The sequence below is a fragment of the Natrononativus sp. DTA114 genome, from assembly GCF_059736515.1.
The window spans coordinates 1,419,907-1,441,851 of the sequence record NZ_JCASSN010000001.1; the positions used below are offsets into that span (position 1 = coordinate 1,419,907).

General features: G+C 65.1%; 24 protein-coding genes, 1 tRNA gene and 1 pseudogene. 19 read left to right on the plus strand and 7 right to left on the minus strand.

Annotated elements, in window-relative coordinates; all coding sequences use genetic code 11:
• Nucleotides 1–33: 33 nt before the first annotated feature.
• The gene (locus AC6I6S_RS07290; protein ID WP_497949074.1) at nt 34–1,029 is read right to left on the minus strand and encodes a glycosyltransferase; all 996 of its coding nucleotides are present in this window, start codon (nt 1,027–1,029) and stop codon (nt 34–36) included.
• A 97-nt stretch (nt 1,030–1,126) separates the two neighbouring features.
• Here AC6I6S_RS07290 and AC6I6S_RS07295 point away from each other — a divergent pair, with 97 nt between their 5' ends.
• The 6 genes from AC6I6S_RS07295 (at nt 1,127) to AC6I6S_RS07320 (ending at nt 8,275) form a co-directional block, all read left to right on the plus strand.
• Entirely contained in the window at nt 1,127–2,092 is a 966-nt protein-coding gene (locus AC6I6S_RS07295) for a glycosyltransferase family 2 protein (RefSeq protein ID WP_497949075.1), read from the plus strand.
• The gene (locus AC6I6S_RS07300) at nt 2,089–2,844 is read left to right on the plus strand and encodes a polysaccharide deacetylase family protein (protein ID WP_497949076.1); all 756 of its coding nucleotides are present in this window, start codon (nt 2,089–2,091) and stop codon (nt 2,842–2,844) included. Before AC6I6S_RS07295 ends, AC6I6S_RS07300 begins: the two co-directional genes overlap by 4 nt.
• 72 nt (nt 2,845–2,916) lie before the next feature.
• Nucleotides 2,917–3,678 (plus strand): phosphocholine cytidylyltransferase family protein, encoded by a 762-nt coding sequence (locus AC6I6S_RS07305; protein WP_497949078.1) that lies wholly within the window; start codon nt 2,917–2,919, stop codon nt 3,676–3,678.
• A complete protein-coding gene (locus tag AC6I6S_RS07310) occupies nt 3,675–4,880 on the plus strand; it encodes a CDP-glycerol glycerophosphotransferase family protein (RefSeq protein WP_497949079.1) in 1,206 nt (401 codons plus the stop codon). The genes AC6I6S_RS07305 and AC6I6S_RS07310 overlap by 4 nt, the downstream gene beginning before the upstream one ends.
• A gap of 113 nt (nt 4,881–4,993) precedes the next feature.
• Entirely contained in the window at nt 4,994–6,943 is a 1,950-nt protein-coding gene (locus tag AC6I6S_RS07315) for a copper resistance CopC/CopD family protein (RefSeq protein ID WP_497949080.1), read from the plus strand.
• Between the two features lie 96 nt (nt 6,944–7,039).
• The gene (locus AC6I6S_RS07320) at nt 7,040–8,275 is read left to right on the plus strand and encodes a YncE family protein (RefSeq protein WP_497949082.1); all 1,236 of its coding nucleotides are present in this window, start codon (nt 7,040–7,042) and stop codon (nt 8,273–8,275) included.
• Here the strand turns inward: AC6I6S_RS07320 and AC6I6S_RS07325 are convergent.
• Entirely contained in the window at nt 8,260–8,709 is a 450-nt protein-coding gene (locus AC6I6S_RS07325) for a CopG family ribbon-helix-helix protein (RefSeq protein ID WP_497949083.1), read from the minus strand. The genes AC6I6S_RS07320 and AC6I6S_RS07325 overlap by 16 nt on opposite strands.
• 103 nt (nt 8,710–8,812) lie before the next feature.
• Between AC6I6S_RS07325 and AC6I6S_RS07330 the strand changes: the two genes are divergently transcribed.
• From AC6I6S_RS07330 to AC6I6S_RS07350, 5 genes are all read left to right on the plus strand, one after another.
• Entirely contained in the window at nt 8,813–10,021 is a 1,209-nt protein-coding gene (locus tag AC6I6S_RS07330; RefSeq protein ID WP_497949084.1) for a CobW family GTP-binding protein, read from the plus strand.
• A gap of 3 nt (nt 10,022–10,024) precedes the next feature.
• A complete protein-coding gene (locus AC6I6S_RS07335) occupies nt 10,025–11,335 on the plus strand; it encodes a CobW family GTP-binding protein (protein WP_497949085.1) in 1,311 nt (436 codons plus the stop codon).
• A gap of 88 nt (nt 11,336–11,423) precedes the next feature.
• On the plus strand, nt 11,424–12,014 hold the full coding sequence (locus tag AC6I6S_RS07340) for a MogA/MoaB family molybdenum cofactor biosynthesis protein (protein ID WP_497949087.1): 591 nt from the start codon (nt 11,424–11,426) through the stop codon (nt 12,012–12,014).
• A gap of 142 nt (nt 12,015–12,156) precedes the next feature.
• Complete coding sequence (locus AC6I6S_RS07345; protein WP_497949088.1) at nt 12,157–12,285, plus strand: hypothetical protein; 129 nt, start codon at nt 12,157–12,159, stop codon at nt 12,283–12,285.
• 76 nt (nt 12,286–12,361) lie between these two features.
• A tRNA-Ile gene (locus AC6I6S_RS07350) sits at nt 12,362–12,436 on the plus strand.
• A gap of 480 nt (nt 12,437–12,916) precedes the next feature.
• Here the strand turns inward: AC6I6S_RS07350 and AC6I6S_RS07355 are convergent.
• Both AC6I6S_RS07355 and AC6I6S_RS07360 read right to left on the minus strand, forming a co-directional pair.
• Complete coding sequence (locus AC6I6S_RS07355) at nt 12,917–13,504, minus strand: DsrE/DsrF/DrsH-like family protein (RefSeq protein ID WP_497949090.1); 588 nt, start codon at nt 13,502–13,504, stop codon at nt 12,917–12,919.
• A 6-nt stretch (nt 13,505–13,510) separates the two neighbouring features.
• On the minus strand, nt 13,511–13,756 hold the full coding sequence (locus AC6I6S_RS07360) for a sulfurtransferase TusA family protein (RefSeq protein ID WP_497949091.1): 246 nt from the start codon (nt 13,754–13,756) through the stop codon (nt 13,511–13,513).
• A 241-nt stretch (nt 13,757–13,997) separates the two neighbouring features.
• Between AC6I6S_RS07360 and AC6I6S_RS07365 the strand changes: the two genes are divergently transcribed.
• The 4 genes from AC6I6S_RS07365 (at nt 13,998) to AC6I6S_RS07380 (ending at nt 17,697) form a co-directional block, all read left to right on the plus strand.
• Nucleotides 13,998–15,191 carry an MBL fold metallo-hydrolase gene (locus tag AC6I6S_RS07365; protein ID WP_497949311.1) on the plus strand — a complete coding sequence of 398 codons (1,194 nt, stop codon included), beginning with the start codon at nt 13,998–14,000 and terminating at the stop codon, nt 15,189–15,191.
• 17 nt (nt 15,192–15,208) lie between these two features.
• Nucleotides 15,209–15,766 carry a YeeE/YedE family protein gene (locus tag AC6I6S_RS07370; protein ID WP_497949093.1) on the plus strand — a complete coding sequence of 186 codons (558 nt, stop codon included), beginning with the start codon at nt 15,209–15,211 and terminating at the stop codon, nt 15,764–15,766.
• A 1-nt stretch (nt 15,767) separates the two neighbouring features.
• The gene (locus tag AC6I6S_RS07375) at nt 15,768–16,229 is read left to right on the plus strand and encodes a YeeE/YedE family protein (protein WP_497949094.1); all 462 of its coding nucleotides are present in this window, start codon (nt 15,768–15,770) and stop codon (nt 16,227–16,229) included.
• A gap of 1,087 nt (nt 16,230–17,316) precedes the next feature.
• Nucleotides 17,317–17,697, plus strand: coding sequence for a DUF1428 domain-containing protein (locus AC6I6S_RS07380; RefSeq protein WP_497949095.1), 381 nt, complete (start codon nt 17,317–17,319; stop codon nt 17,695–17,697).
• 75 nt (nt 17,698–17,772) lie between these two features.
• On the opposite strand, the gene AC6I6S_RS07385 is transcribed toward AC6I6S_RS07380, so the two are convergent.
• Nucleotides 17,773–18,204 (minus strand): thioredoxin family protein, encoded by a 432-nt coding sequence (locus tag AC6I6S_RS07385; protein WP_497949097.1) that lies wholly within the window; start codon nt 18,202–18,204, stop codon nt 17,773–17,775.
• A gap of 172 nt (nt 18,205–18,376) precedes the next feature.
• Between AC6I6S_RS07385 and AC6I6S_RS07390 the strand changes: the two are divergent.
• Nucleotides 18,377–18,725: pseudogene (locus AC6I6S_RS07390) on the plus strand (DsrE family protein).
• A gap of 3 nt (nt 18,726–18,728) precedes the next feature.
• Here the strand turns inward: AC6I6S_RS07390 and AC6I6S_RS07395 are convergent.
• Nucleotides 18,729–19,085 carry an SHOCT domain-containing protein gene (locus AC6I6S_RS07395; protein ID WP_497949099.1) on the minus strand — a complete coding sequence of 119 codons (357 nt, stop codon included), beginning with the start codon at nt 19,083–19,085 and terminating at the stop codon, nt 18,729–18,731.
• 87 nt (nt 19,086–19,172) lie between these two features.
• Nucleotides 19,173–20,009 carry a universal stress protein gene (locus AC6I6S_RS07400; protein ID WP_497949101.1) on the minus strand — a complete coding sequence of 279 codons (837 nt, stop codon included), beginning with the start codon at nt 20,007–20,009 and terminating at the stop codon, nt 19,173–19,175.
• A gap of 430 nt (nt 20,010–20,439) precedes the next feature.
• On the opposite strand from AC6I6S_RS07400, the gene AC6I6S_RS07405 reads away from it, so the two are divergent.
• From AC6I6S_RS07405 to AC6I6S_RS07415, 3 genes are all read left to right on the plus strand, one after another.
• Nucleotides 20,440–20,586 (plus strand): DUF7512 family protein, encoded by a 147-nt coding sequence (locus AC6I6S_RS07405; RefSeq protein ID WP_497949103.1) that lies wholly within the window; start codon nt 20,440–20,442, stop codon nt 20,584–20,586.
• A gap of 3 nt (nt 20,587–20,589) precedes the next feature.
• Entirely contained in the window at nt 20,590–21,615 is a 1,026-nt protein-coding gene (locus AC6I6S_RS07410; protein WP_497949105.1) for a sulfite exporter TauE/SafE family protein, read from the plus strand.
• Nucleotides 21,616–21,686: 71 nt separating this feature from the next.
• Nucleotides 21,687–21,944 (plus strand): hypothetical protein, encoded by a 258-nt coding sequence (locus AC6I6S_RS07415; protein ID WP_497949107.1) that lies wholly within the window; start codon nt 21,687–21,689, stop codon nt 21,942–21,944.
• The last annotated feature ends 1 nt before the right edge of the window (nt 21,945 follow it).

Genomic DNA, 21,945 nt, shown 5'->3' on the forward strand with positions numbered 1-21,945 from the left:
CGTCAATTCGAACCGGGTTGCCAGACGCCCGCATCAGATGCGGAAGTGTCGACGGATCAGCTCCGGGTTGACGATACTGACCAGCCGCGCGACGAACTCGAGGAGGTAGTACGACGCGCCGAGGACGAGCGCGAGCGCCACCGTCGTCGGCTCGTTCGAAACCGACTCCCGGCGCGAGAGGACGTTGTACCCCACCTGCTTCGCGCGGTGTTTGAGCTTCGAAACCGCCGCTTTCGCGCGGTCTTTCGTGCTTCGTTCCTCGCCGTAGCAGTACCAGAAGTCCGAGTCGTAGCCGCTACAGACCGCGCGGTTGACGAAGTGGCCGATCCCGTTCATCGCCGGGTGTGACACCGTCGCGTTCGGCGCGTTGGAGAGCCCGCGGTCGTCAACCTCGAGTCGGCGCTGTAGCTCGACGCACTGACCGCGGTAGGCGGCTTCTTCCGGGTACCGGTACGCCATGAACGCCTCGCGCGAGAACGCGACGTTACAGGCCATGTACCCCTCGTACTCCTCTTCCTCGGTCGGGAAGAACCAGAACATCGCGACGGCGGCTTTGTACCTGGTGTCGGTTTCGACGTACGGGTGACCGAGCACCATGTCGGTTCCCTCCTCGAGAAACGGCGAGACGATGCCCTCGAGCCAGCCCTCCTGCGGGACGACGTCGCTGTCGATGTAGACGAGGACGTCGCCGGTTGCGCGCTCCGCGCCGACGTTTTTCAGCTCGTAGAAGTGCGATCCGGGCGAGGCGACGAACTGTGGCTCGTGGCGGTCGTCGAGGTGGAGCGACGCGAGGTGTCGGATCTGCGTCTCCTCGACGTCCTCGGGGTTGTAGACGAAGATGATCTCCGGCGTCTCGGGGAACCGATCCGAGAGCGCCGCCAGCTGGGCGTTCAGTTCCCGAAGCATCCGCTCGGAGCGGCGCTCGTCGGCGTGGATGACGTTCTCCCACTCGATGACGATCGACGTCGAGGGGAACTGACTCTCGTCGGCGGACTCGCGCCGCCGGATCGTGTCCACAACGCTGCTCATGCCCTCGGGTCCACACCGGCGACCATGAATGTGTTGAACCGCCGCGTTATCTGGCCGTATCGACGGTTTTAGAACGGGTGCCGTGGTGCGAGGAGACGTGACCACTGCAAGCGAGTCGGGGCCCGCGCTCTCGGTCGTCGTCCCGGTCTACAACGACCCGAGGGGGATCAGGCTGACCCTCGAGTCGGTGACCGACCAGACGTATCCGACCGAGGAGTACGAGGTGCTCGCCGTCGACAACGGGAGCACCGACGGTACTCGAGAGGTGATCCGGGCCGTCTCGTCGTTCTGTGAGAACGTCACGCTGCTCGTACAGGACGAGGTCCAGGGCTCGTACGCCGCGAGAAACGAGGGGATCGAACACGCCCGGGGGGAGCTCGTTTCGTTCATCGACGCCGACATGACCGTCGAGGACGACTGGGCGGAGTCGATCGTCGCCTCCCATGAAGCCCACGGCTGGGATTACATGGGCTGTCCGGTCGAACTGTACGTCGAGGGCGAGGAGACGCTGACGGCGACCTACGACCGCACGCTCGGCGGCTTTCCAGTCGAGCAGTACATGCGAGAGCGGAACTTCACCGGCACCGGCAGCCTCTCGCTCCGACGCGAGGTGTTCGAGGCGGTCGGGCGATTCGACGAGCGGATCGTCTCGCAGGGCGACGGCGAGTTCGGCAAGCGCGTCGCCGCGGCCGGCTTCGACCAGCACTTCGAGCCGGAGATCACGATGTACCACGCAGCGCGCTCGGACCTCCGGGCGTGGCTGAAAAAACAGGTCCGGATCGGCCGCGGTGCGATCCAGAAGCAGGTGTACTACCCCGACCGAACCGAGGACGCCGAGCGCGACCACCCGCTTCACCCCCGGAAGTTCCTGCCGCCGAATCCACGGGGTTTCTACGAGCGACTCACCGCTCGCGAGGCCCGGCCGAGCGGCCGCGAGATCGCCGGGCTGTACGCGATCGACTCCCTGAGTAAGCTCGCGCGGACCGGCGGCGGGATCCTCGAGTGGGCCGACCAGTCCCGGAGAGAGGGGGCCAGGTCGCACGGAAAGGGGGGACGCGCATGATACGCGGCGGCGCGAGACGGGCGCTTCGGACACTGGGTCGAACCGGGATCTACCAGCGGCTTCCGGACAGCCACAACGACGTGCTGGTGTATCACTCCGTCGGCGGTGGCGGCTACGACGACATCCCGCCGGCGCAGTTTCGACGCCAGCTCGAGTGGCTCACCGATGCCTACGAGATCGTCGACCTCCCGGCGGTCCGCGAGCCGAGCGAGCGAAAACGGATCGCGCTGACCTTCGACGACGCCCTCGAGTCGTTTTACGAGACGGTCCGACCGTTGCTCCGGGAGTACTCGGTCCCGGCGACGGTGTTCGTCATCGCGGACACGCTCGGTGAGGACCCCGCGTTAACGGAGCTGCGTGGGGAATCGTTCATGACGGCCGACCAGCTTCGGGCGGTTGCCGACGACCCCCTCGTGACGATCGGCTCGCACACGGCGAGCCACGTCTCGCTCGCAGAGATCGACGACGAGGCGGCGTTGCGCGAGGAGATCACCGGCGGGGCGGAACGGATCGAGTCCGAACTCGGAGTCTCGATCGATCGGTTCTCGTACCCGTTTTACGACTGGACGCCGGCAGCACGCGAGGTCGTCAGCGAGAGCCACGAGTACGCCGTCAGGGGAGGAGGATCGGAGACGTTCATCACCCCGGACACCGATCCGTCCCTTATTCCCCGAATAAACGGTGCAGCACCGCTCTCGACGCTCAAGTATACCGTCTCCGATTCCAACAAACACCTCACGCGGCTCTCGTAGCGACCGATAGCAAGAGCCCAAGCGCGACTAACTGCTTCATATATAAATAGGAGGTCGAGGACTGCACCACACATGGAGACGGAACGACGAGCGATCGTCCTCGCCGCCGGCCAGGGGAAACGGCTGCAGCCGCTCACGGACGATACCCCCAAGACGCTTCTCGACGTCGGCGGACAGCCCATCCTCGAGCACATCTTCGACGCGCTCGAGGCCACCGGCTACGACGAGGCGGTCGTCGTCACGGGGTACGAGCGCGAGCAGATCGAGGCCCACTGTCGGTCGCGGGAGGGACTCGCCGTCGAGTTCGTTCACAACGAGCGGTACGCGTCGACGAACAACATCTACTCGCTCTGGCTCGCCCGCGAGTACGCAGCGGGTGGGTTCACCCTGGTCAACGCGGACACGCTGTTCGGGGCGACGAGCCTCGGGCGCTTACACGAGGCCGACGGGAGCGCGCTGCTCGTCGACCCCGGGAAGGCCCTCGAGGACGAGGAGATGCAGGTCGCCCTCGACGCCGGCCAGGTCGAAACCATCGGGAAGGACCTCGACGGCGAGGACCGGGCGACCGGCGTCTACCTCGACGACGGCGACGGGGAGTACATCGGCGTCTCGCGGTTCACCGCTCCGGACGCGGCGCTGCTGTTCGAACATCTCGAGGCGTTCGTCGAGGAGGGAGCGGTTACCGACTGGTACGAGGCGGCGTTCGACCGGCTCTTCGACGACCGCGAGATCGGCTACGTCGAGATCCGCGAACCCTGGATGGAGATCGACACCGCCGAAGACCTCGAGCGCGCGCGGCTCCGGTGGCAGGCGCATCCCGAACAGTCGCTGTGATCCGACGCGGCCTTTACGGCCTCCTCTCGGCCTGTCTGTTCGTTCTCTCGCTCGTGAGCCCGCGGGACGACTCCCTGTGGCTGTTCGGCTCGAGCGGCGGCGACGCCTTCCGGGATAACGCGAAGTATCTCTACGTGCACACGGCCGACCGGCGGGAGCACGTCAGAGCGGTGTGGCTGTCGAGAAACGACGAGGTGGTCGCCGCCCTCGAGCGGCGAGGGTACGAGGCGTACCACGCCGACTCGATCCGGGGCCGGTGGCTCTCGCTCCGGGCGGGCTACGTCTTCGTGACCCACGGAATGCCCGACGTGAACCGCTGGTGTGCGGGCGGCGCGACGAAGGTGTTGCTCTGGCACGGGGTCGCGCTGAAGCGGATCGGCTGGGACGCCCCGAAACTCAGGGATCGCCGGGAGCGACTGAAGCGACTGCTGAAGGATCGCCTCTCCGACGATTACGACTGGATCACGGTCCCGAGCGAGGCGATGGTCGAGCCGTTCGCCGCCGCCTTCCGGATCGAGGCCGATAGGGTGCTCGCGGCGGGCTACCCGCGGAACGACGTTCCGGCGGGGGTCTGGCGAGGCGAGGACCCGACGCGAGATGAGGCGCTCGAGGAGCGCTACCGCCGGTACCACGAGGACGGACCGGCGATCCTCTACATGCCGACGATCCACCGCGAAACGGGGCAGGCGGTCGTCGATCACCTCGACCTCGAGGCGCTCGACGAGTGGCTGGCCGAGCGGGGCGCCCGACTCCTGTTCAAGCCCCACCCCGCGGAGTCGATCGACCTCGGCGGGGAGTTCTCCCGCATCGTCGAGGTTCCCGGGGATGTCGACGTCTATCCGCTGCTCGAGTACGCTGACGTGTTGCTCACCGACTACTCGTCGATCTACTTCGATTACCTCCACCTCGACCGGCCGGTGGCCTTCTACCCCTTCGATCTCGACGCCTACCTGGCCGAACGCGGCTTCTACCTCGACTACGAGGCGGTAACGCCGGGCCCCGTCGCGACCGAGTTCGACGAGGTCCTCGAGCGACTCGGCGAGGTCCTCGAGGCCGACGAGTACGCCGAGGCGCGCGAGCGAGTCCGGGAGACGTTCCTGAACACGGAGACGGACAGCCGGTGTCGGTCGGTCGGGGACCGGTTCGATCCGAGGGTCGGCTGTGCCAACCGCGAACGGGGGCGCGCTCGATTCGAGAACTGAACCAGAACGGACAGAGTGACGGCCCGCCAAGCACCGACAGTGCAGCCACGAGTCAGCAACCTCCGAGAGCGAGTCGTTATCGTCGATCAGCCCCGAACGAACGTATCGACACGATGAGCCAGCGACACGCAACCGGATGGAGGACGAGGCGCGCTGGCGCCGTATTCCTCCTCGTCTGTCTGCTGTTCGCCGCACCCGTCGGCGCCCACGCCTACCTCCACGACGCCTCCCCCGGAGAGGGCGAAACCGTCGACGAACTCCCCGAGGAGGTCGTCCTCGAGTTCACCGGCGACGGCGTCGAACTCGCGGACGTCGCTGTCACCGGACCAGACGGCGAGGACGTGAGCGGTGAGGCGACGATCGACCCCGAGAATCGCCAGGTCGTCACCGCGCCGCTCGAGGCGGATGCGGACGCCGAAGGGGTCTACGTCGTCGAGTGGGAGGTGCTTGCCGACGACGGCCACACGACGAGCGGAACGTACCTCTTCGTCGTCGGCGAGGGCGAACTCGACCGCGACCAGCTGCTGGCGGTCCACGACGAGAGCGACGACGAGGAGGTGGCGTGGCTCGAGGCGGCCGCGAAAGGGCTCGTCCTGCTGTCGGTCGTCGGCCTCGTCGGCGTCCCGGTGACGCTCTGGGTTGCGATCTATCCGGTGTTCGGTCCGACCGAACACGGCGAGGACGGCCTGGCAGCGGTCGACCGGCGGGCGCTCTCGCTGCTTTCGGCGTGCGGAGTCGCCCTGCTCGTCGGCGTCGCAACGCTCGGAGTCGTCCAGGCGACCGCCGTCGGTGGCTCGTCGGCGCGGGCCGCCCTGGAGACGTACCTCGGAACCGGGCTCGGTCGGGCATGGCTGATTCAGTTGTTCACCGCCGCGGCCACCGTCGGCGTGCTGATCGCGGCGACACGACGGCCCGTTCCGCGTTGGCACTGGCTGGCCGCGGCCGTCGGCGGCGGCCTCGCGGTCCAGCTCGCGATCGGCTGGACGAGCCACTCGGCGAACGCGGTCGCCCGACTCGAGGGAACGGCGGTCGACGTCGCACACATCGGGGGCGCGGCGCTCTGGCTCGGCGGGCTGGCCGCGCTCGCGCTCGCCGTTCCGCCGCTGCTCAGGCGGGCGCCCGCGACGCGGCGAGTCGCCCTGGCCGGCGACGTGATCCGGCGCTTCTCGATCGTCGCGCTGACGGCCGTCACGGTCGGACTCACGACCGGGTTGCTCCTCGCGGCGTGGCACGTCCCCGACCTCGAGGCGCTCGGGGCGACGCTGTACGGGACCGCTCTCTCGGCGAAAACGGCCCTCGTCGCCCTCGCGCTCGGTCTCGGCGGGTTCACCCGGTTCGTCCTCCTGCGCCGGTTGCGAACCGCTGGCGAGGCGAGCGACGGGGCCGCGACGGAAGGCCGGGTCAGCGGCGACGGCGGGCGGGCGAGCGGGGACGATCCGACCGTTCGCTCCGTCGTCCGCGCGATCCGCCTCGAGGTCGCCGTCCTCGTCCTCGTCGTCGTCCTCTCCGGCGTAATCACGTCGGTGCCGACGGCGGCGATGACGGGTGGAGGCGACGTCACCGAGCCGGCCGTTCTCGAGCGAGGTGACGGCGAGATCGAAATGACCGTCACCGTGGTTCCCTCCTTCGAGGCGTACGACCGCGCTCACGTCGAGGAAGGCGAGCCGGTCGTCGTCGACGTGGCTCTCGAGCGCGACGGCGAGCCCGTCACGGCCGACGGCGGCGAGGTGGACCTGTTCTTGCGAAACGAGCGCCACGGAACGGACTTCCAGGTGGGCCTCGAGGAGACCGACGACGGGACCTACTCGACGGTGCAGACGCTGCCCGAGCCGGAGTGGTGGGACGTGCGCGTCACCGCCTGGATCGACGGTGAGCACGCCAGCGAGTGGGTCGAGGTGTACGCGATTCCGGCGGACCACGCCCACGATCACGACCACCAGAGCGTCCCCGACGGCCCCTTCGCGGCCTGGCTCCAGCTCGGCGCCGTCGGCGTCGGTCTCCTCGGGACCCTCGCGGTGCTCTTCGAAACGATCCGCTTCGACCGGCGGATGCGAGAGGAGTGACCGCCGCGAGGGCGCACAGCACCAGCGTGACAGTCGCTCACTCGAATTCGAGGATCGCACCAGAACCGGAAAGAGGCGTCGATGCCGACTGCCGGTATGCACGCGCCGATCAATCGACGCCGGTTCGTCGCGGGAGCCGGCGGCGCACTCGCTGTCGGGATGGCCGGCTGTCTCGGAGACGACGGAGATGAACCCACAGGGGACGAATATGGCGGAAGCGACGAGGGCGACGATCGGGCCGACGACGGACCCGGCGACGAGCCGGCGGACGAGGGGAGCGAGGGGCTCGTCTACGCGTTCGCCCCCGATTCGATCGCGCTCCTCGATCCCGAACGAGGGGAAGTCGTCGAGGAACTCGAGGCGGATCTCGACGGCGCAGAGTGGGGTGATCCGCGGATCACCCACGACCTCGAGCGGATCTTCGTCGCCGAGGGAAGCCGCGCCCGGCTTGCGGTCATCGATACGGGCGCCCGCGAACTCGAGGGATGGGTCGACGTCGGCCCCGATCCGGTCCACGTCTACAACCCTGTCGAGGGCGAAATCTGGGCGCACTCCGACGCCGAGGGGGCGTTCTACGTCGTCGACACCGAGACGCTCGAGGTGCTCGACACCGTCGAGTCTGGCCTCGAGGACGGCGGCCACGGCAAACTGCTCTCCCACCCCGATCTCGGCGACCGAGCCTACGGGGCGAACGTGACCGCGCCGGCGGCGACGACGATCGATCTGGCCGACAGGGAGCAGACGGGGTACGTCGACCTCGGCGAGACGGGCGGCACCCACTACAAGGCGTACGCACCGGAGACGGGGCTGGCGTACTTCCAGCGGTCGGGCGTCGGCGAAACCGCCGTCGTCGACACCGAAAGTGACGAACTCGTCGACGAACTCCCGTTCGACGGCGGGATGTACCTCTCGCCCGACGGGGCGCTACTGGCGGTCCTCGACGGGGAGACGGTGCGGTTCATCGACGCGACGAGCGAGGACAGCGAGATCGTGGGCGAGATCGACGTCGACGGCGAGCCGGGCGCGCTGCGCTACCACGAGGGCGACGACGCGCTGTACGCCTTCGCGGCGAACACCGAGACGCCGGACGTCGCGGTGCTCGACGTCGACGAACGCGAGGAGGTCGACCGCCTCGAGGTCGGCGGGATAGACGGCCGGTACCGGACGGGTGTCGCCGGCGGCGACTACTTCGTCACGCCGTCGGACGCCGACGGCACGGTCGCGGTGATCGATATGGCGACGCGAGAGTTGGTCGACCGGGTGTCCGTCGCGCCGGGCGTCGACACGGTCCAGTACGTCGGCGAGTCGGGGACCGGTTACTCGAGTCGCTGAGCGGACTCCACGTCGGAGGGTGCCAGTTTTGCAGGGACGTCGAGCGCCAGCAGCGAGTAGTCGACCGTTTCGACCGCCTCTATCGAGCGGACCCGGCCGACGAACGACGAAATCGCCTCGAGATCACCTTCGAGGACGAACAGCTCCAGACAGTAGTCGTCGACGTGGCTGTGAACGTTCGTGGCAACGTCGGCTTCGTACTCGCGACGGAGGTGCGTGATCCGACGTTCGACGCTCCGAGTGCCGAAATCATAGAGGACGGCGACGGTTGCAGCGAGCGGCCGGCTCGCGAGTTGTTCGTTCTCGAACTCCGAGAGAAGCGTTCGTGCGCTCTCACGGACGACTTCGCTTCGGCCGGTGTACTCGTGTTCGTCGGCGAACGTATCGAGTCGCTCGAGGAGTTCGGCCGGCATCGAGACGCTAACCACAGGCATATAATAACATACTCGAATGAGGTAGTAGTTGTTGTTATTTATTTCCCTAGAAATAATAATAACTAGTATTAAGTTCACTTATCTTCATAACAACACGCACCGTATGAGCGACGACCCCATCCCAGTAACAGTACTGAGCGGAAGCCTCGGCGCGGGGAAGACGACCGTCCTCAACCACGTCCTGACGGCCGACCACGGCCTCGAGGTCGCCGTCGTCGTCAACGACATGGGCGAGGTGAACGTCGACGCCGAGCACGTCACCCAGCAGTCGGACCTCGGCGGCGAGGAGGAGATCATCGAACTCTCGAACGGCTGCATCTGCTGTCGGCTGCGCGGCGACATGCTCGACGAGGTCGGCCGCCTCGCCGAGCGACGGGACTTCGACTACCTGCTCGTCGAGTCCTCGGGGATTTCAGAGCCGGTGCCGGTCGCCCAGACGTTCGCGCTTGGTTTCGAGGACGCGAGCTTCGATCCCACGGGTACGTACGAACTCGACACGATGGTCACCGTCGTCGACGCCTACAGCTTCTGGAACGCGTTCGACAGCGGCGGCGACCTCACGAACGGCGAGCTCTCGGCCCAGCCCGGGCGGGTCCCCGAATCGGTCCTGCTCGACCAGATCGAGTTCTGTGACGTCCTGCTCGTAAACAAGTGCGACCTCGTCCCAGACGACGCCCTCGAGGAGATCGAGGCCGTCCTCGGGCGTCTGCAGCCGCGCGCGAAACGCATCCGGACCGAACACGGGGACGTCGACCCCGACGAGATTCTGGGAACGGGTCGCTTCGACTTCGCCGCAGCCCAGAACTCGGCGGGGTGGAAACACGAACTCCAGCACGACCACCACCACGACCCCCAGGAGGAACACGGCGTCACCTCCTTCGTCTACGAGCGAAAGCGGCCGTTCCACCCCGAGCGTATCGCCCGATTCCTGCCGGAACTGCCCGACGAGATCGTCCGCGCGAAGGGCTTCTTCTGGAGCGCCGGCCGCGAGGACGTCGCAATGGGTATCGACAAGGCGGGAAGCTCGATCCGAGCCGGAGCCACCGGTCAGTGGCTCGCGACGGTCTCCGAGGCCGAGCACCAGCAGTTCTTCGCCGCCCGCCCCGAACTCGAGGAGGACTGGGACGAGGAGTGGGGCGACCGGATGACCCGGCTCGTCTTCATCGGCCGTGAGTTCGACGAACCCGGCTTCGTCGACGACTTGGACGACTGCCTGCTCACCGACGAGGAGTGGGAGCGCGGGGAGTGGTCCGACTACTCCGACCCGTTCGAACCGAAAGAGCAACGAGAGCTCGCGCTCGCAGACGACTAACGAATGTCCGTCCCGGTTACGATCCTCTGTGGCGGCCTCGGCGCCGGAAAGACGACCCTGCTCTCGCGGCTCCTCGAGAGCGACGACCGCGAGATCGCCCTCGTCGTCAACGACGTCGGGGACGTGAACGTCGACGCCGACCTCGTCGAAGCGCGCACCGACCTCGAGACGGGCGCGGAGGTGACCGCCCTCGAGAACGGCTGTATCTGCTGTAGTCTGGGGACCGAACTCTCGCGCTCGGTGATCGAACTCTGGAAGCGCTACGAGTTCGACGCGCTCGTGGTCGAGGCCTCCGGCGTCGGCGAACCCGAGCCGATCGCCCACCAGTTCGTTCGGGGCCCCGCCGGCGGCCCCTACGATCTCGATCAACTCGTGACGGTCGTCGACGCCCGCGCGTTCCACGACGCGTTCGCCGACGGTGACGAGGTTCCGGAGCGACACGGCCCAGACGAGAGCGGGGCGCGCCCGATCGCGGATCTGCTGCTCGAGCAGGTCGAGTTCTGCGACCTGCTCGTGGTCAACAAGTGCGACCTCGTGAGCGACGACGAGCGCGACCGGGTGGTGACACTGCTCGAAACGCTCCAGCCCCGCGCGGAGGTTCTGACGACCGAGTACGGAGCGATCGCCCCCGAGGAACTGCTCGACACCGGCCGGTTCGACCTCACCGCGGCTCGAGAGTCGGCCGGCTGGAAGCGGGTGATCGAAGCCGACGCGGATGCCGCCGCCGGCCCCGAAGACGACGAAATCGACTCCGAGCACCCGAAAGACGGCGACAGAGAGCGCGGGCACGGCCACGATGGCGACCATCACGACGACAGCCACCACCACGATCACGACCACACGCATCCGCCCGAGCGCTACGGCATCGAGGTCGACACCTACCAGCGGACCCGCCCGCTCCACCCCGAGCGGTTCGCCGCCCTTCTCCGGGAGCTACCCAACGGTCTCGTCCGCGCGAAGGGGCTGTGCTGGCTCGCCGGCCGCGAACGCGCGGCGATCACGATGAGCTACGCCGGAACGGAGACGAGCCTCGAGGTCACCGGGCGCTGGATCGCGAGCTTTTCGGAACAACAGCAGGAGACCTACCGGGAGAGCCAGCCGGACCTCGTCTGGGACGAGGAGTGGGGCGACCGCGAGTGTCGGCTGGCGCTGATCGGCCGAAACGTCTCGATGGACGCTCTCCACGATCGGCTGGACGACTGCCTGCTCACTGACGCCGAACTCGAGGCGGACTGGTCGCGCTACGACAACCCCGCACCGACCTCGATGGGCGAGATGGTGACGATCCCTCAGGACGACCAGCGAACCGGTTGAGAAGCGCGGGAGTCCCTCGGTCGGCCCCTGTCGCCGCACTGTGGGCATGGGCAGCGATTATGCTCCCGCGCCCACCATATCACGACAGATGACGACAGACGATGCGACCGACCGACGAAGCACCGACCACCACGGACACGATATCATCGACCCGCTGTACGTCGCGATCGTGACCGTCTCGAGTTCGAAGGCGGCCGAAGCCGACCCCGACGACCCCGGCGGGGACACCGTCGCCGACTGTTTCGAGGCGGAGGGCCACGAGATCCGCGAGCGGGTGCTCGTCCGCGACGACTACGCGACGATCCGGACCGCCGTGCGGAGTCTCGTCGCCCGCCGCGAGATCGACGTGGTGATCACGACCGGGGGAACGGGCGTCACCGCCGACGACGTCTCCCCAGAAGCGGCGGCGGGGCTGTTCGAGCGCGACCTGCCGGGCTTCGGCGAACTGTTCCGCTCGCTCTCCTGGGACGAGGTCGGCACGCGGGCGATGGCCTCGCGGGCGACTGCCGGCATCGCGAGCGATACGCCGGTGTTCTGTCTCCCGGGAAGCAAGAACGCCTGCCGGACCGCCTGCGAGAAGCTCATCGTCCCCGAAGCCCCCCACCTGGCCGGTCTGGCGACGCGCCACCGGGTCGACGGCACCGACCAGACGCTGGCAGAGTACCAGGACGAAACCTGACGGCGATAGCGGGTTCGAAACCACGCCCTAGTAAATCGGTGGTTCTCGATGGTAAGCATTCGCAGGTTTCGCGGTGTATTACACAACAGGACGCGGGGTGCTAACAGCCTTTATGCGGCTCGACGCCGTCGGTTCGGATGCTATGTGCCACTGCTTCGACGACGTCGACGAGCTGAGTGCCAGCGAGCGCGAAGAGATTCTCGAGTCCCACACTCATGAGGAACTCGAGGCCGAACTGAGCGACGACGAACTCGCGACGCTCACCGCGTAACCGCCGCGGGTCGGACGGTTTTTTCTCGAACCCGGAGAGTAAGCGTTAACTATCGCGCACGGGTCGTGGAGTTTGAGGGCCCTTAGCTCAGTCTGGTTAGAGCGCTCGGCTCATAACCGAGTGGTCGTTGGTTCAAATCCGGCAGGGCCCACTCGAACGCCGTGAGCGATGCGAACGGCGTGAAGTGATGAGCTGTCGATTTGAACCAGGGAGGAGCGTTGCTCCGACCGGGGTTCGAATCCGTCAGGCCCATGAATTCTGCGACGAGTGGACGCGAGGAGCAAATTCACGACGCACTGACGGTTCGAATTAGGCGACGGCGAGTCAAGCGAGCCGTCGACGTGGTTCAAATCCGGCAGGGCCCAGGAAAGCTGCGACCAGCAGACGAGCAGCACGGGGTGGACTGCCGGCGTATTCGAAGGAGACGCGGCGAGCGAAGCGAACCGCCGGTGCGGTTCAAGGCCCAGAGCCGGGAACGGGCCGGCCCATCGGAGCCAACGGTACAGAGGCGTGTTCACGTGGGGAAGAACCGACGACGGGCGCTGTGAACGACTGGTTCAGCGTGGTCGGATCGACAGCGTCGGAGGGTACTGGATCGAAGGCGTGGATCGAGGTCCGCGCATTGGCGGTATTATACGAGCAGCTGAACGTCGGATTCGGCCATGTGCTGAATGGCGGTGGCTGCGCCGACGCCGGTAGTGACTCCGTCGTAGAAGTCCTCCTCGTCGTACTCCATCAGTTCGACGGTCATCTGACACGCCTGCAGGTCGACGCCGCTCTCGAGCGAGAGGTCGATCAGCTCCTCGATGGTGGCGGTGCCGTTCTCGTCGATTTTCTTCCGCATCATCCTCGTCGTCATCCGATCCATTCCGGGGAGGGCGGCGAGAGCGTTTGGCATCGGCATGTTCGGGTTGCCGACCGCACTCAACGTGAGGTTCTTCGATTTCTCCTCGTGGAGGATGTCGAGCCCCCAGAAGGTGTGGAAGACGATAACCTCCCAGCCGAAGGCGGCGGCCGTGCTCGCCAAGATCAGCGGCGGGTACGCCATATCCAAACTCCCCTGGGTCGCGACGATCGTCATCTTCTTCTGACCGTCGTCGGTTTCGGCCTCGAGCGTGGCGATTTTCTCCTCTAACTCTTCGATACGTGCCTCGAGTTCGGCGTCGCTCGTCGGCTCGCCGTCGTCAGTATCGGCCGCCGAGGGTGTGTCAGTGCTCATCGTACCTTATGCCGTTTTCTGCACGTAGTGGGTGTAGACGTCGTCGCCTTCCACCTGCTCGAGGAGGTCGACCCCGTCGGTTCCGGCGGCCCAGCCCTGGATGTCGCTCATGCTGCCCGAATCCGTGGCGACGACCTCGAGGACGTCGCCGGCCGCGAGGTCGTCGATCGCCTGTTTGGTCTTCACGATGGGCATCGGGCAGGACTGTCCTTTCACGTCGAGCGTCTCTGTGGTGTCGTGTTCCGAACTCATAATCTCGTGCTCTGTATTGGAGCTACCACACAATATCGGTTGCACCCATAAAAGGATGTTGGTTATTGCACGATATTCGAACAACTACTTCGCCCCGGATGCGGACAACCTCGAGCTATACCATCGTTTACCCCCGTCAAAGTGGTGTCAGCACCTATTAACCTGGCTACTGTATTGTGTGTTTGGGGACATACTATGCAAATTCTTAAGTGCTCGCGGCCGGTACTGGTTCGTGTACGACATGGACGACATGGACTTCCCAACGCCGGACGTCGAGATCGGATCGGTGACGCCGGCTGAACTGAAAGGACGCATCGACGCGGGTGAAAACGTCGTGCTGCTCGACGCCCGAATGGAGGCGGACTACGAGGAGTGGCGGATCGACGGCGAGAACGTCGAGTCGATCAACGTTCCGTACTTCGAGTTCCTCGACGAGGAGATCGACGACGACGTCCTTGCACGGATTCCGGACGACCGCGAGATCGTCGTCCTCTGTGCGAAGGGCGGCTCGAGCGAGTACGTCGCCGGCGCGCTGAAAGAGCGCGGCTACGACGCGGTCCACCTCGAGGAGGGAATGAACGGCTGGGCGCGCATCTACGAGGCCGTCGAGGTCGAGCGCTACGGCGGTGCCGGGACGCTCCTGCAGTACCAGCGCCCCTCCTCGGGCTGTCTGGGCTACCTCGTCTACGACGGCAACGAGGCCGCCGTGATCGATCCTCTGCGCGCGTTCACGGATCGCTACCTCGAGGACGCCGCGGAACTCGGCGTCGAGTTGACGTACGCGATCGACACACACGTCCACGCCGACCACGTCTCGGGCGTTCGCAACCTCGTCGAGGAAGGCGTCGAGGGCGTCATCCCGGAAGCAGCGGTCGACCGCGGGGTTACCTACGCCGACGAGATGGGTCTGGCCGCCGACGGCGACGAGTTTCAGGTCGGCGACGCCACGATCGAAGCCGTCTACACGCCCGGCCACACCTCCGGGATGACCTCCTACCTGATCGACGGCGAACTGCTCGCCACCGGCGACGGGCTGTTCGTCGAGAGCGTCGCCCGGCCCGACCTGGAGGAGGGCGACGAGGGTGCAGCGGACGCCGCCAGCCAGCTCTACGAGTCGCTCCAGGAGCGCGTGCTGACGCTGCCCGACGACACTCTGATCGGTGGGGCACACTTCAGCGACGCGGCCGCGCCGGCCGCGGACGGCACCTACACCGAATCGATCGGCCAGCTCGTCGAAGAGATGGCCGCGCTGACGATGGCCGAAGACGAGTTCGTCGAACTGATCCTCTCCGACATGCCGCCTCGGCCGGCCAACTACGCGGAGATCATCGCGACGAACCTCGACCAGCAGGAAACCGCCGACGAGGAGGCGTTCGAACTCGAACTCGGCCCGAACAACTGCGCCGCCAGCCAGGACTCGCTGGCCGGTGACTGAGCCCACCCACCAGTCGAATGGTCACTGAACTCATCACCCCGGCGCTGATCGAGACGCTCTTCCCCGAAGGGATCAGCCGCTACGCCGTCGGGGGGCTGCTCGTCGGCCTCGGCGCGGTCGTCATCTACCTGGGCACCGGCATCCCGGCGGGCGCGAGCACGTTCCTCGAGTCGACGCTGTCGTACGTCTCCGACCAGTCCCGGTTCCAGCGCTACCGCAGTTCGCGGGACTGGCGAGTCGTCTTCACGCTCGGGATCGTCGCCGGCGCGTTCGTCTACGCCCTGACGTTCCAGTCCGGGCTCGTCTCGAGCGGTCTCTACCAGGCCGGTTCGACCGGTAAGCTCCGGGAGGTCGGCGGCGTCACGATCTGGCTCACCGACGTCCAGCCCTGGCGGCTGTTCCTGGGCGGCATCCTCGTCGGGATCGGCACCCGGATCGGCAAGGGCTGTACCTCCGGCCACGGCGTCTGTGGCGTCGGCTCAGCCTCGAAGACCTCGATCGTCGGTGTGCTCACGTTCCTGGCGGTTGCGATCGGCACGGCCCAGGTCGTCATGGCCCTGGGGGTGACACCGTAATATGAGCCGGAATCGACACCCCCTGTTCATGCCGCTGATCTTCGTCGGCGGGTTGCTCTTCGGCTTCGGTCTCGGGTTCAGCCACATGGCCCGCCCCGAGGTCGTCCTGAACTTCCTGCAATTCGAGGACTTCGGGCTGCTATTCGTCATGGGCGGCGCGGCGGTCGTCTCCGGCCTGGCGTTCGCGCTGGTGCCGAGACTCTTCTACCGCGCGCCGCTGACCGGCGACGTCTACGGCCGGCGGCTGAAATCCTTCGACCGCAACGTCTTGATCGGCGGGGCGGTCTTCGGCGTCGGCTGGGGGCTGTCGGGAATCTGTCCCGGCGCGGCCTACGCCAGCCTCGGGGTCGGCAACGTCACCATCCTCTGGGCGCTCGCCGGCATGTTCGTCGGCGCCTACGCCCAGGGCGTCTGGCGCAGCCAGCGCGCAGGCGCCGAAACCACGCCCACGGGTGCTGACTGACGTCGTTTTTCGCTCTTACATCCTGGGATTGAGAAAACTATCTGATAAAGTGAAATTGGTGTGACCGAGCCGACCGGGAACGAAGTCGACGGGCCCTAGCTACTCAAATCAGCGTACAGTCCGTACACGTCAAATTCGTACGGTGTATCCCCGATCGCAGACTGTATCCGATCCAGTGCTATTTGTCGGGAGGTCGGGTCACTGTTCTGATCAAGCTCGTCAAATATGCTTCGCAATAGCGACCGAAAGCCCTGCAGCGCATCTTCGTATGATACATCGAGTTCTCGACCTCGGGAGTAGATCTTTAGCCGCTCGGTCTCGGGAATATATTTAACGGTTATATTCGTCCCAAAGCTATGGTTTGTGAGGACTTCATTCAGGATGTGTCCATAAACGATGAGGATATCTCGAAGAGATATGTAGGCATCAAACGTCACACCCACGTTTGACATTCGTACAGTCAGATCGTCAGGAACACTTTCCCCTTCCCAACCGGCTGTTGACTCGATCAAATCAAACATAGTTATTGCGGATCGGGCCTCGGTTCTCCCTCGTTAACGTCAGGTATAATCCGTGTTGCCGGTCCCCTTCTGATCGTTGATATGATATTCGATACGCCCCTGGAAGCAACCAGCAGGTCGGTCCGGCATATGGCCGGTTCCCGCGTCGCTCGAGGAAGCTACAAACGTCTTCACCTCTCTGTCGACGGTGAAACAACGCAGTATATCACATACAGTCCAGCTATCATCGAAATCACAACGGAAATCGTCTCATCAACTGTCCCTGCTGCGAACCAATTGTGATATATTACTGACGCACTTAGAACAGTCATACCGTTCAATAGTCACACCTCCATTGACAATTCCATTACCGTGGCTGTTGCGTACCAGAATTAAAATATTAGGGCTTACTGTTTGCAAGATCCCCCTAGTGTCAAGTTCAGCGACACACTGATATTCTCGGTTTATCCGTAATGCTGCTGTTTGCTGCTGAAAATAGGAACAGTGAGTTCGCGGTATCGACGGAGAAGATACTCCGATGGGGGTGAAAAAGCTTCAATTCCCGTCGCGTCCTCCGTACGATTGTTATGGAACGATACGTCGATGGATACGTCCTTCCGATCCCGAACGAGCAGATCGATGCGTATCGCGAAATGGCCGACGAGGCTGGGAAGCTTTGGATAGAGCATGGCGCGCTCGAGTACTTCGAAGGGGTCGGAGACGATATGGAACCCGACATGGACGGCATGCCGATGGTGACCTTCCCACAGCTCGCAGAAACAGGAGACGACGAGACGGTCGTGTTCTCGTTTATCGTCTTCGAATCGCGGGACCACCGCGACGAGGTGAACACGAGGGTGGCGGAAGACCCCGCGATGGATTCGGACAACTTCGATGAGGAGATGCCATTCGATATGGAGCGCATGTCGTACGGCGGCTTCCGTTCCATCGTCAGTTACGATAATTGATACAATGATGGCGGAAGCCTACGACTTCAGTCGTGGGTCCGGGCGATAGGCAGAACTCTACAGCAACGCTACTGGTTAATTGTGCTGATCGATCAGCCCCTCGAGCGTCGCCCGATCCTGGGCGCCGAGCAGCCGTTCGACTGGCTCGCCGTCGGCGTACAGAACGAGCGTCGGAATGCTACGAGCACCCAGTTGCTGGGCGAGACGCTGGTGGGCGTCGACGTCGACTTTTGCGACCGCAGCGTCGGTGTCGGCGGCCAGCGCCTCGAGCGTCGGCTCGAGCATCTGACAGGGGCCACACCAGTCGGCGTAGCAGTCGACGAGGACGACGTCGTACTCGCCGACGACCTCCTCGAGGTGGGTCTGTCCCTCGATGGTGATCGGCTCGGGCGGACTCTCCGTCCGGGAGTCGTCGTCCGAATCGCCTTCGCCCTCGAGGCGCTGCTGGAGTTCCCGTTTTTTCGCCTCGAGGATCCGCGCTCGCTCGTCGTCCGGTGACTCGGTCATGCGTGCCCGTACACGGTGGGCCGCTATAACGGTTATCCAAATGAGTTACAATATAGACGGGGTCGCGATCCGTCTGTGAAGCGGTTGAATGCGACATCTGCACTGTTGGTGGGTACAATCCATCGGGCTCTCGACACTGGTGTTTATATTATTGGGTCCACGTCACATTACTATGGCGACGACGGAGACGGCGGTCGATCGGATCGGCATCGTTCTCGAGACGGCGGACCCCCGAACGGGCATGGAACGCCCTGCGCCTCGGGATTACGGCCCTCGAGGACGGCCACGAGGTGTCGGTGTTCCTCCTCGGGGAGGGCGTCGAGGCCGAGGAGATCGTCGATGAACAGTTCGACGTTCGTGACCGGATGACGGCGTTTATGGACGCCGATGGCGATCTGCAGGCGTGTGAAACGTGCCGAGAGCTTCGCAACAGCGAGGAAAGCGAGTACTGCCCGATGTCGACGATGGCCGATCTCCTCGAGATCGTGACGTCGGCGGACCGCGTCCTGACGATCGGCTGATCCTCAGTCGTTGCGCCGCAGTCGCTCCTGGCGTCGTTCGAACTCCTCATCAGAGAGGTCGCCGCGGGCGTACGCGAGGCGGAGTTCCTCGAGTGCCGGATCGCGGTCGCTCCTTTCAGACGGCGTTGTGACCCGGTAGAGGAGGTAGGCGCCGCCGAGGGCGACCAGAACCAGCGGGAGCCAGATCACCAGCCACGACAGCGTCGGGCCGATGCCGTTCGCGGCCCCGTCGTCCCACATGTGGCCGCCGCCCCACATTCCCACGGTCGGCCAGACGAGGAGCATCAGCAAAAGCGGGAGGAGAACGACGAGTGCGACGACGAGCAGAAGCGTTCGCAGGAGGTCGTTGTCGGGTGCCATACTCGAGTGTTCGTCGAACGACATCATAAAAACAAGTCTCGATCGGGGGATTCATCGCGGCATTGCTTCGAGCACGTGGTGTCGCGCTCAGGACGGCGGCACGAGCATCACGTTCCCGTTCGCTCGCGCGACCAGGTCCTCCGAGACGCTGCCCAGCAGCAGCCTGCGAAGGCGGCTGTGACCGCGCGAGCCGACGAGGATCGTCGTCGGGTCGTACGTCTCTTCTGCGGCGAGGATCTCGTCGGCCGGATCGCCCTGACGTATTTCGGTTCGGGTTTCGATCCCCCACTCCTCGAGTCGAGCGGCCAGCGCAGTCAGCCGCGATTCGGGATCGTCCCCCTCGGCTACCCCCGGGTCCTTCGGCGTCTCGACGTGGACGAGCGTCGCCTCTTGGGTCGCACGATGCAGGTACGAGAACGCCTCGAACGCCCGCTCGGCGTTCTCGGAGAAGTCCGTCGCGTACAGCATCCGCTGGAAGAGGTGCTGTCTGACGACGGACGGGTCGTCGGCCCCGCGCTCGATCCGGTTGACGAGCAGCGGCGTCTCGGTCGTCCGCGCGAGGTTGCGCGCCGTCGAGCCGATGACGCGGTTCTCGAGCGGACTCTTCCCGCGCGAGCCGACGAGGGTGAGGCTCGCACCGATCGTCTCGGCGATCCCCCGGATCCGTCGATGAGGGGTCCCGCGGACGACGTGCACCTCGACGTCGAAGCCGGCGTCCTCGATGACGCGCTGGTACCTCTTGATCGCCTTCTTCCGGCGCTTCTCGAAGTCGATGCCCGGCATTCCGGCGTGGACGTTCGACGGGATGACCGTCACGAGGTGGATCTCCTCGATGCCGATTCGTCCGAGACACTCGAGACAGGTTTCGTTCTCGATTGTCGCCTCGCTGGCGGCCGAGAGATCAGTAGCGAGTACCGCTTTCATACCCGTCGTAGGAACCGACGGCATAATATTGTTTTGGAGACCCAATATTAGATCCGATTCAGACGGTCGGCGGGGAACCACGGCCGGTGATAGCGTGTCGGGTCGTCGGATGCCTTCGAACGCACCCGTCGGCCGACCTCGGTCGTTCACGAACCGTGGTTCGCTCCTCTACCACCCCAACGTCAGAAATGGCGTCCATCACCCCGGATCCATAACGCGGATGATACGACGTGGAAGCGCGAATCGGGCGACCGCTGGAGCGGCTGTATCCGGATAACGTATGCAGATATTCTCGTTGGTTAGTCGTGGCATATCCTGCAGTAATATTGTGCGCCAGTCCCAAAAGCGTTATACGCCCACTCCGGGTAGAGAGCAATGAGTAGAAATCCATGATCCGCACACTACCGAACGCGAACGGAGGTCGGGGCGCATGATCAACTCCACAGCGCTCTCGGCCCCGGTACAGGCAACGCTCCTCGTGGGAATCGTCCTGGTGCAGGCGATCGTCCTCTACGCCGGCTACGGTGCCCTCGAACGAGTCGCAACGCCACTGATCGACACGATCACGAACGCGTAATCGATGGAGATACTGGGACTCGGACTGTGGCTGTTGGTGCTGTTCGTCAGCTTCGGCTTCATGGTCGGGGTACTGTTCGGCTTCTTCGGGATGGGTGGCTCGTTCCTGATCACGCCGACGCTGTTGATCCTCGGCTACCCTGCGCCGGTCGCGATCGGCAGCGGGCTGGCGTTTTACTTCGGTACCTCCGTGATCGCCGTGTTGAAACACTACGACGTCGGCCAGGTCGACTACAGGCTCGGCGCCATCCTGTTCGTCGTCCTCTCGATCGGGATCGAACTCGGCAGCCGACTCGTGTTCGGCCTCGAGGCGCTGGGAATCGCCGACCTCGTCACGGGCATCGCCTACGTCGTCCTGCTGGCGGGGATCGGTGCGCTGTTCCTGCGCCGTGCGTACAACCTCGAGGACGAGGACGACGAGGGGGACGACGTCGACGACGACGAGATACCGGCGGTCGGCAAGAAGATCCAGTCGTACAACGTGCCGCCGATGATCGACCTCACCTCCGGCGGCCGGGCGTCGCTGTGGACGATCAGCGGCGCCGGCGGCAGCGTCGGCCTCATCTCGGGGCTGATCGGCGTCGGCGGCGGCTTCATCCGCATGCCTGCGATCTACTACCTGATCGGGACGCCGCTGACCGCCGCCGTCGGGACCAGCCTGTTCGCCGGGCTGTTCTCGGGTGCGTTCGGCACCTTCACGTACGGGATGTCGGGGAGCGTCGACCTGACGGCCGTCTCCTTGCTGCTGGTCGGCAGCGCGCTCGGTGCGCGGATCGGCTCGGCGGCGACCACGATGGTCGAGGAGGACGACGTGGTCGTCTACTTCGGCATCATGATGGTACTCGCCAGCGCCGGGATCGCTATCAGCGAACTCGCGAACTGGCTCGGAACCGGCGCGCTCGACCTGGTGAGCGTCTTCTTGCTCGTCGGCTCGTCCTTTGTTGTCGCGTCGATGATCCTCTACAAGGTCGGTCAGTCGGTCGGCGCCGGCGAGTCGAACGCACACGCGACCTCCGAGGGTAACGACTGATGGTGAGGGCGAACCACCCGTCTCGGCGACAGGGGGAGAGATTGATTCGCGTTGGACGCGTAGCCATCTCCGTGCCAGCCGACCGACCGACTACCGCCGACGGCGACCCGCTCACCGCAGACGCGATCGTTTCCGCGATCCGAGCGGCGCCACAGCCCGTCGTGAACACGCGGTATCTCGCCGGCGAGTTCGGAACGGAGCCCGAAGAGCTGGTCGCCTACCTGTCGACGCTCGTCGAGGAGGGCGTCCTCGAGAGCCTCGAGATCCGGGGACGGACGCGGCTCTGGTGGCTCTCGCTCGAGAGCGAACTGGACTCGGACCGCCGATGAC

Bases quoted from the DNA above. Each gene is read 5' to 3' on its own strand.
- AC6I6S_RS07335 (WP_497949085.1), top strand. From the start codon at position 10,025: ATGTCCGTCCCGGTTACGATCCTCTGTGGCGGCCTCGGCGCCGGAAAG.
- AC6I6S_RS07315 (WP_497949080.1), top strand. From the start codon at position 4,994: ATGAGCCAGCGACACGCAACCGGATGGAGGACGAGGCGCGCTGGCGCC.
- AC6I6S_RS07345 (WP_497949088.1), top strand. From the start codon at position 12,157: ATGTGCCACTGCTTCGACGACGTCGACGAGCTGAGTGCCAGCGAGCGC.
- AC6I6S_RS07320 (WP_497949082.1), top strand. From the start codon at position 7,040: ATGCACGCGCCGATCAATCGACGCCGGTTCGTCGCGGGAGCCGGCGGC.
- AC6I6S_RS07340 (WP_497949087.1), top strand. From the start codon at position 11,424: ATGACGACAGACGATGCGACCGACCGACGAAGCACCGACCACCACGGA.
- AC6I6S_RS07330 (WP_497949084.1), top strand. From the start codon at position 8,813: ATGAGCGACGACCCCATCCCAGTAACAGTACTGAGCGGAAGCCTCGGC.
- AC6I6S_RS07365 (WP_497949311.1), top strand. From the start codon at position 13,998: ATGGACGACATGGACTTCCCAACGCCGGACGTCGAGATCGGATCGGTG.
- AC6I6S_RS07290 (WP_497949074.1), bottom strand. From the start codon at position 1,029: ATGAGCAGCGTTGTGGACACGATCCGGCGGCGCGAGTCCGCCGACGAG.
- AC6I6S_RS07305 (WP_497949078.1), top strand. From the start codon at position 2,917: ATGGAGACGGAACGACGAGCGATCGTCCTCGCCGCCGGCCAGGGGAAA.
- AC6I6S_RS07405 (WP_497949103.1), top strand. From the start codon at position 20,440: ATGATCAACTCCACAGCGCTCTCGGCCCCGGTACAGGCAACGCTCCTC.
- AC6I6S_RS07410 (WP_497949105.1), top strand. From the start codon at position 20,590: ATGGAGATACTGGGACTCGGACTGTGGCTGTTGGTGCTGTTCGTCAGC.
- AC6I6S_RS07380 (WP_497949095.1), top strand. From the start codon at position 17,317: ATGGAACGATACGTCGATGGATACGTCCTTCCGATCCCGAACGAGCAG.
- AC6I6S_RS07300 (WP_497949076.1), top strand. From the start codon at position 2,089: ATGATACGCGGCGGCGCGAGACGGGCGCTTCGGACACTGGGTCGAACC.
- AC6I6S_RS07400 (WP_497949101.1), bottom strand. From the start codon at position 20,009: ATGAAAGCGGTACTCGCTACTGATCTCTCGGCCGCCAGCGAGGCGACA.
- AC6I6S_RS07355 (WP_497949090.1), bottom strand. From the start codon at position 13,504: ATGAGCACTGACACACCCTCGGCGGCCGATACTGACGACGGCGAGCCG.
- AC6I6S_RS07325 (WP_497949083.1), bottom strand. From the start codon at position 8,709: ATGCCTGTGGTTAGCGTCTCGATGCCGGCCGAACTCCTCGAGCGACTC.
- AC6I6S_RS07385 (WP_497949097.1), bottom strand. From the start codon at position 18,204: ATGACCGAGTCACCGGACGACGAGCGAGCGCGGATCCTCGAGGCGAAA.
- AC6I6S_RS07395 (WP_497949099.1), bottom strand. From the start codon at position 19,085: ATGGCACCCGACAACGACCTCCTGCGAACGCTTCTGCTCGTCGTCGCA.
- AC6I6S_RS07370 (WP_497949093.1), top strand. From the start codon at position 15,209: ATGGTCACTGAACTCATCACCCCGGCGCTGATCGAGACGCTCTTCCCC.
- AC6I6S_RS07375 (WP_497949094.1), top strand. From the start codon at position 15,768: ATGAGCCGGAATCGACACCCCCTGTTCATGCCGCTGATCTTCGTCGGC.
- AC6I6S_RS07360 (WP_497949091.1), bottom strand. From the start codon at position 13,756: ATGAGTTCGGAACACGACACCACAGAGACGCTCGACGTGAAAGGACAG.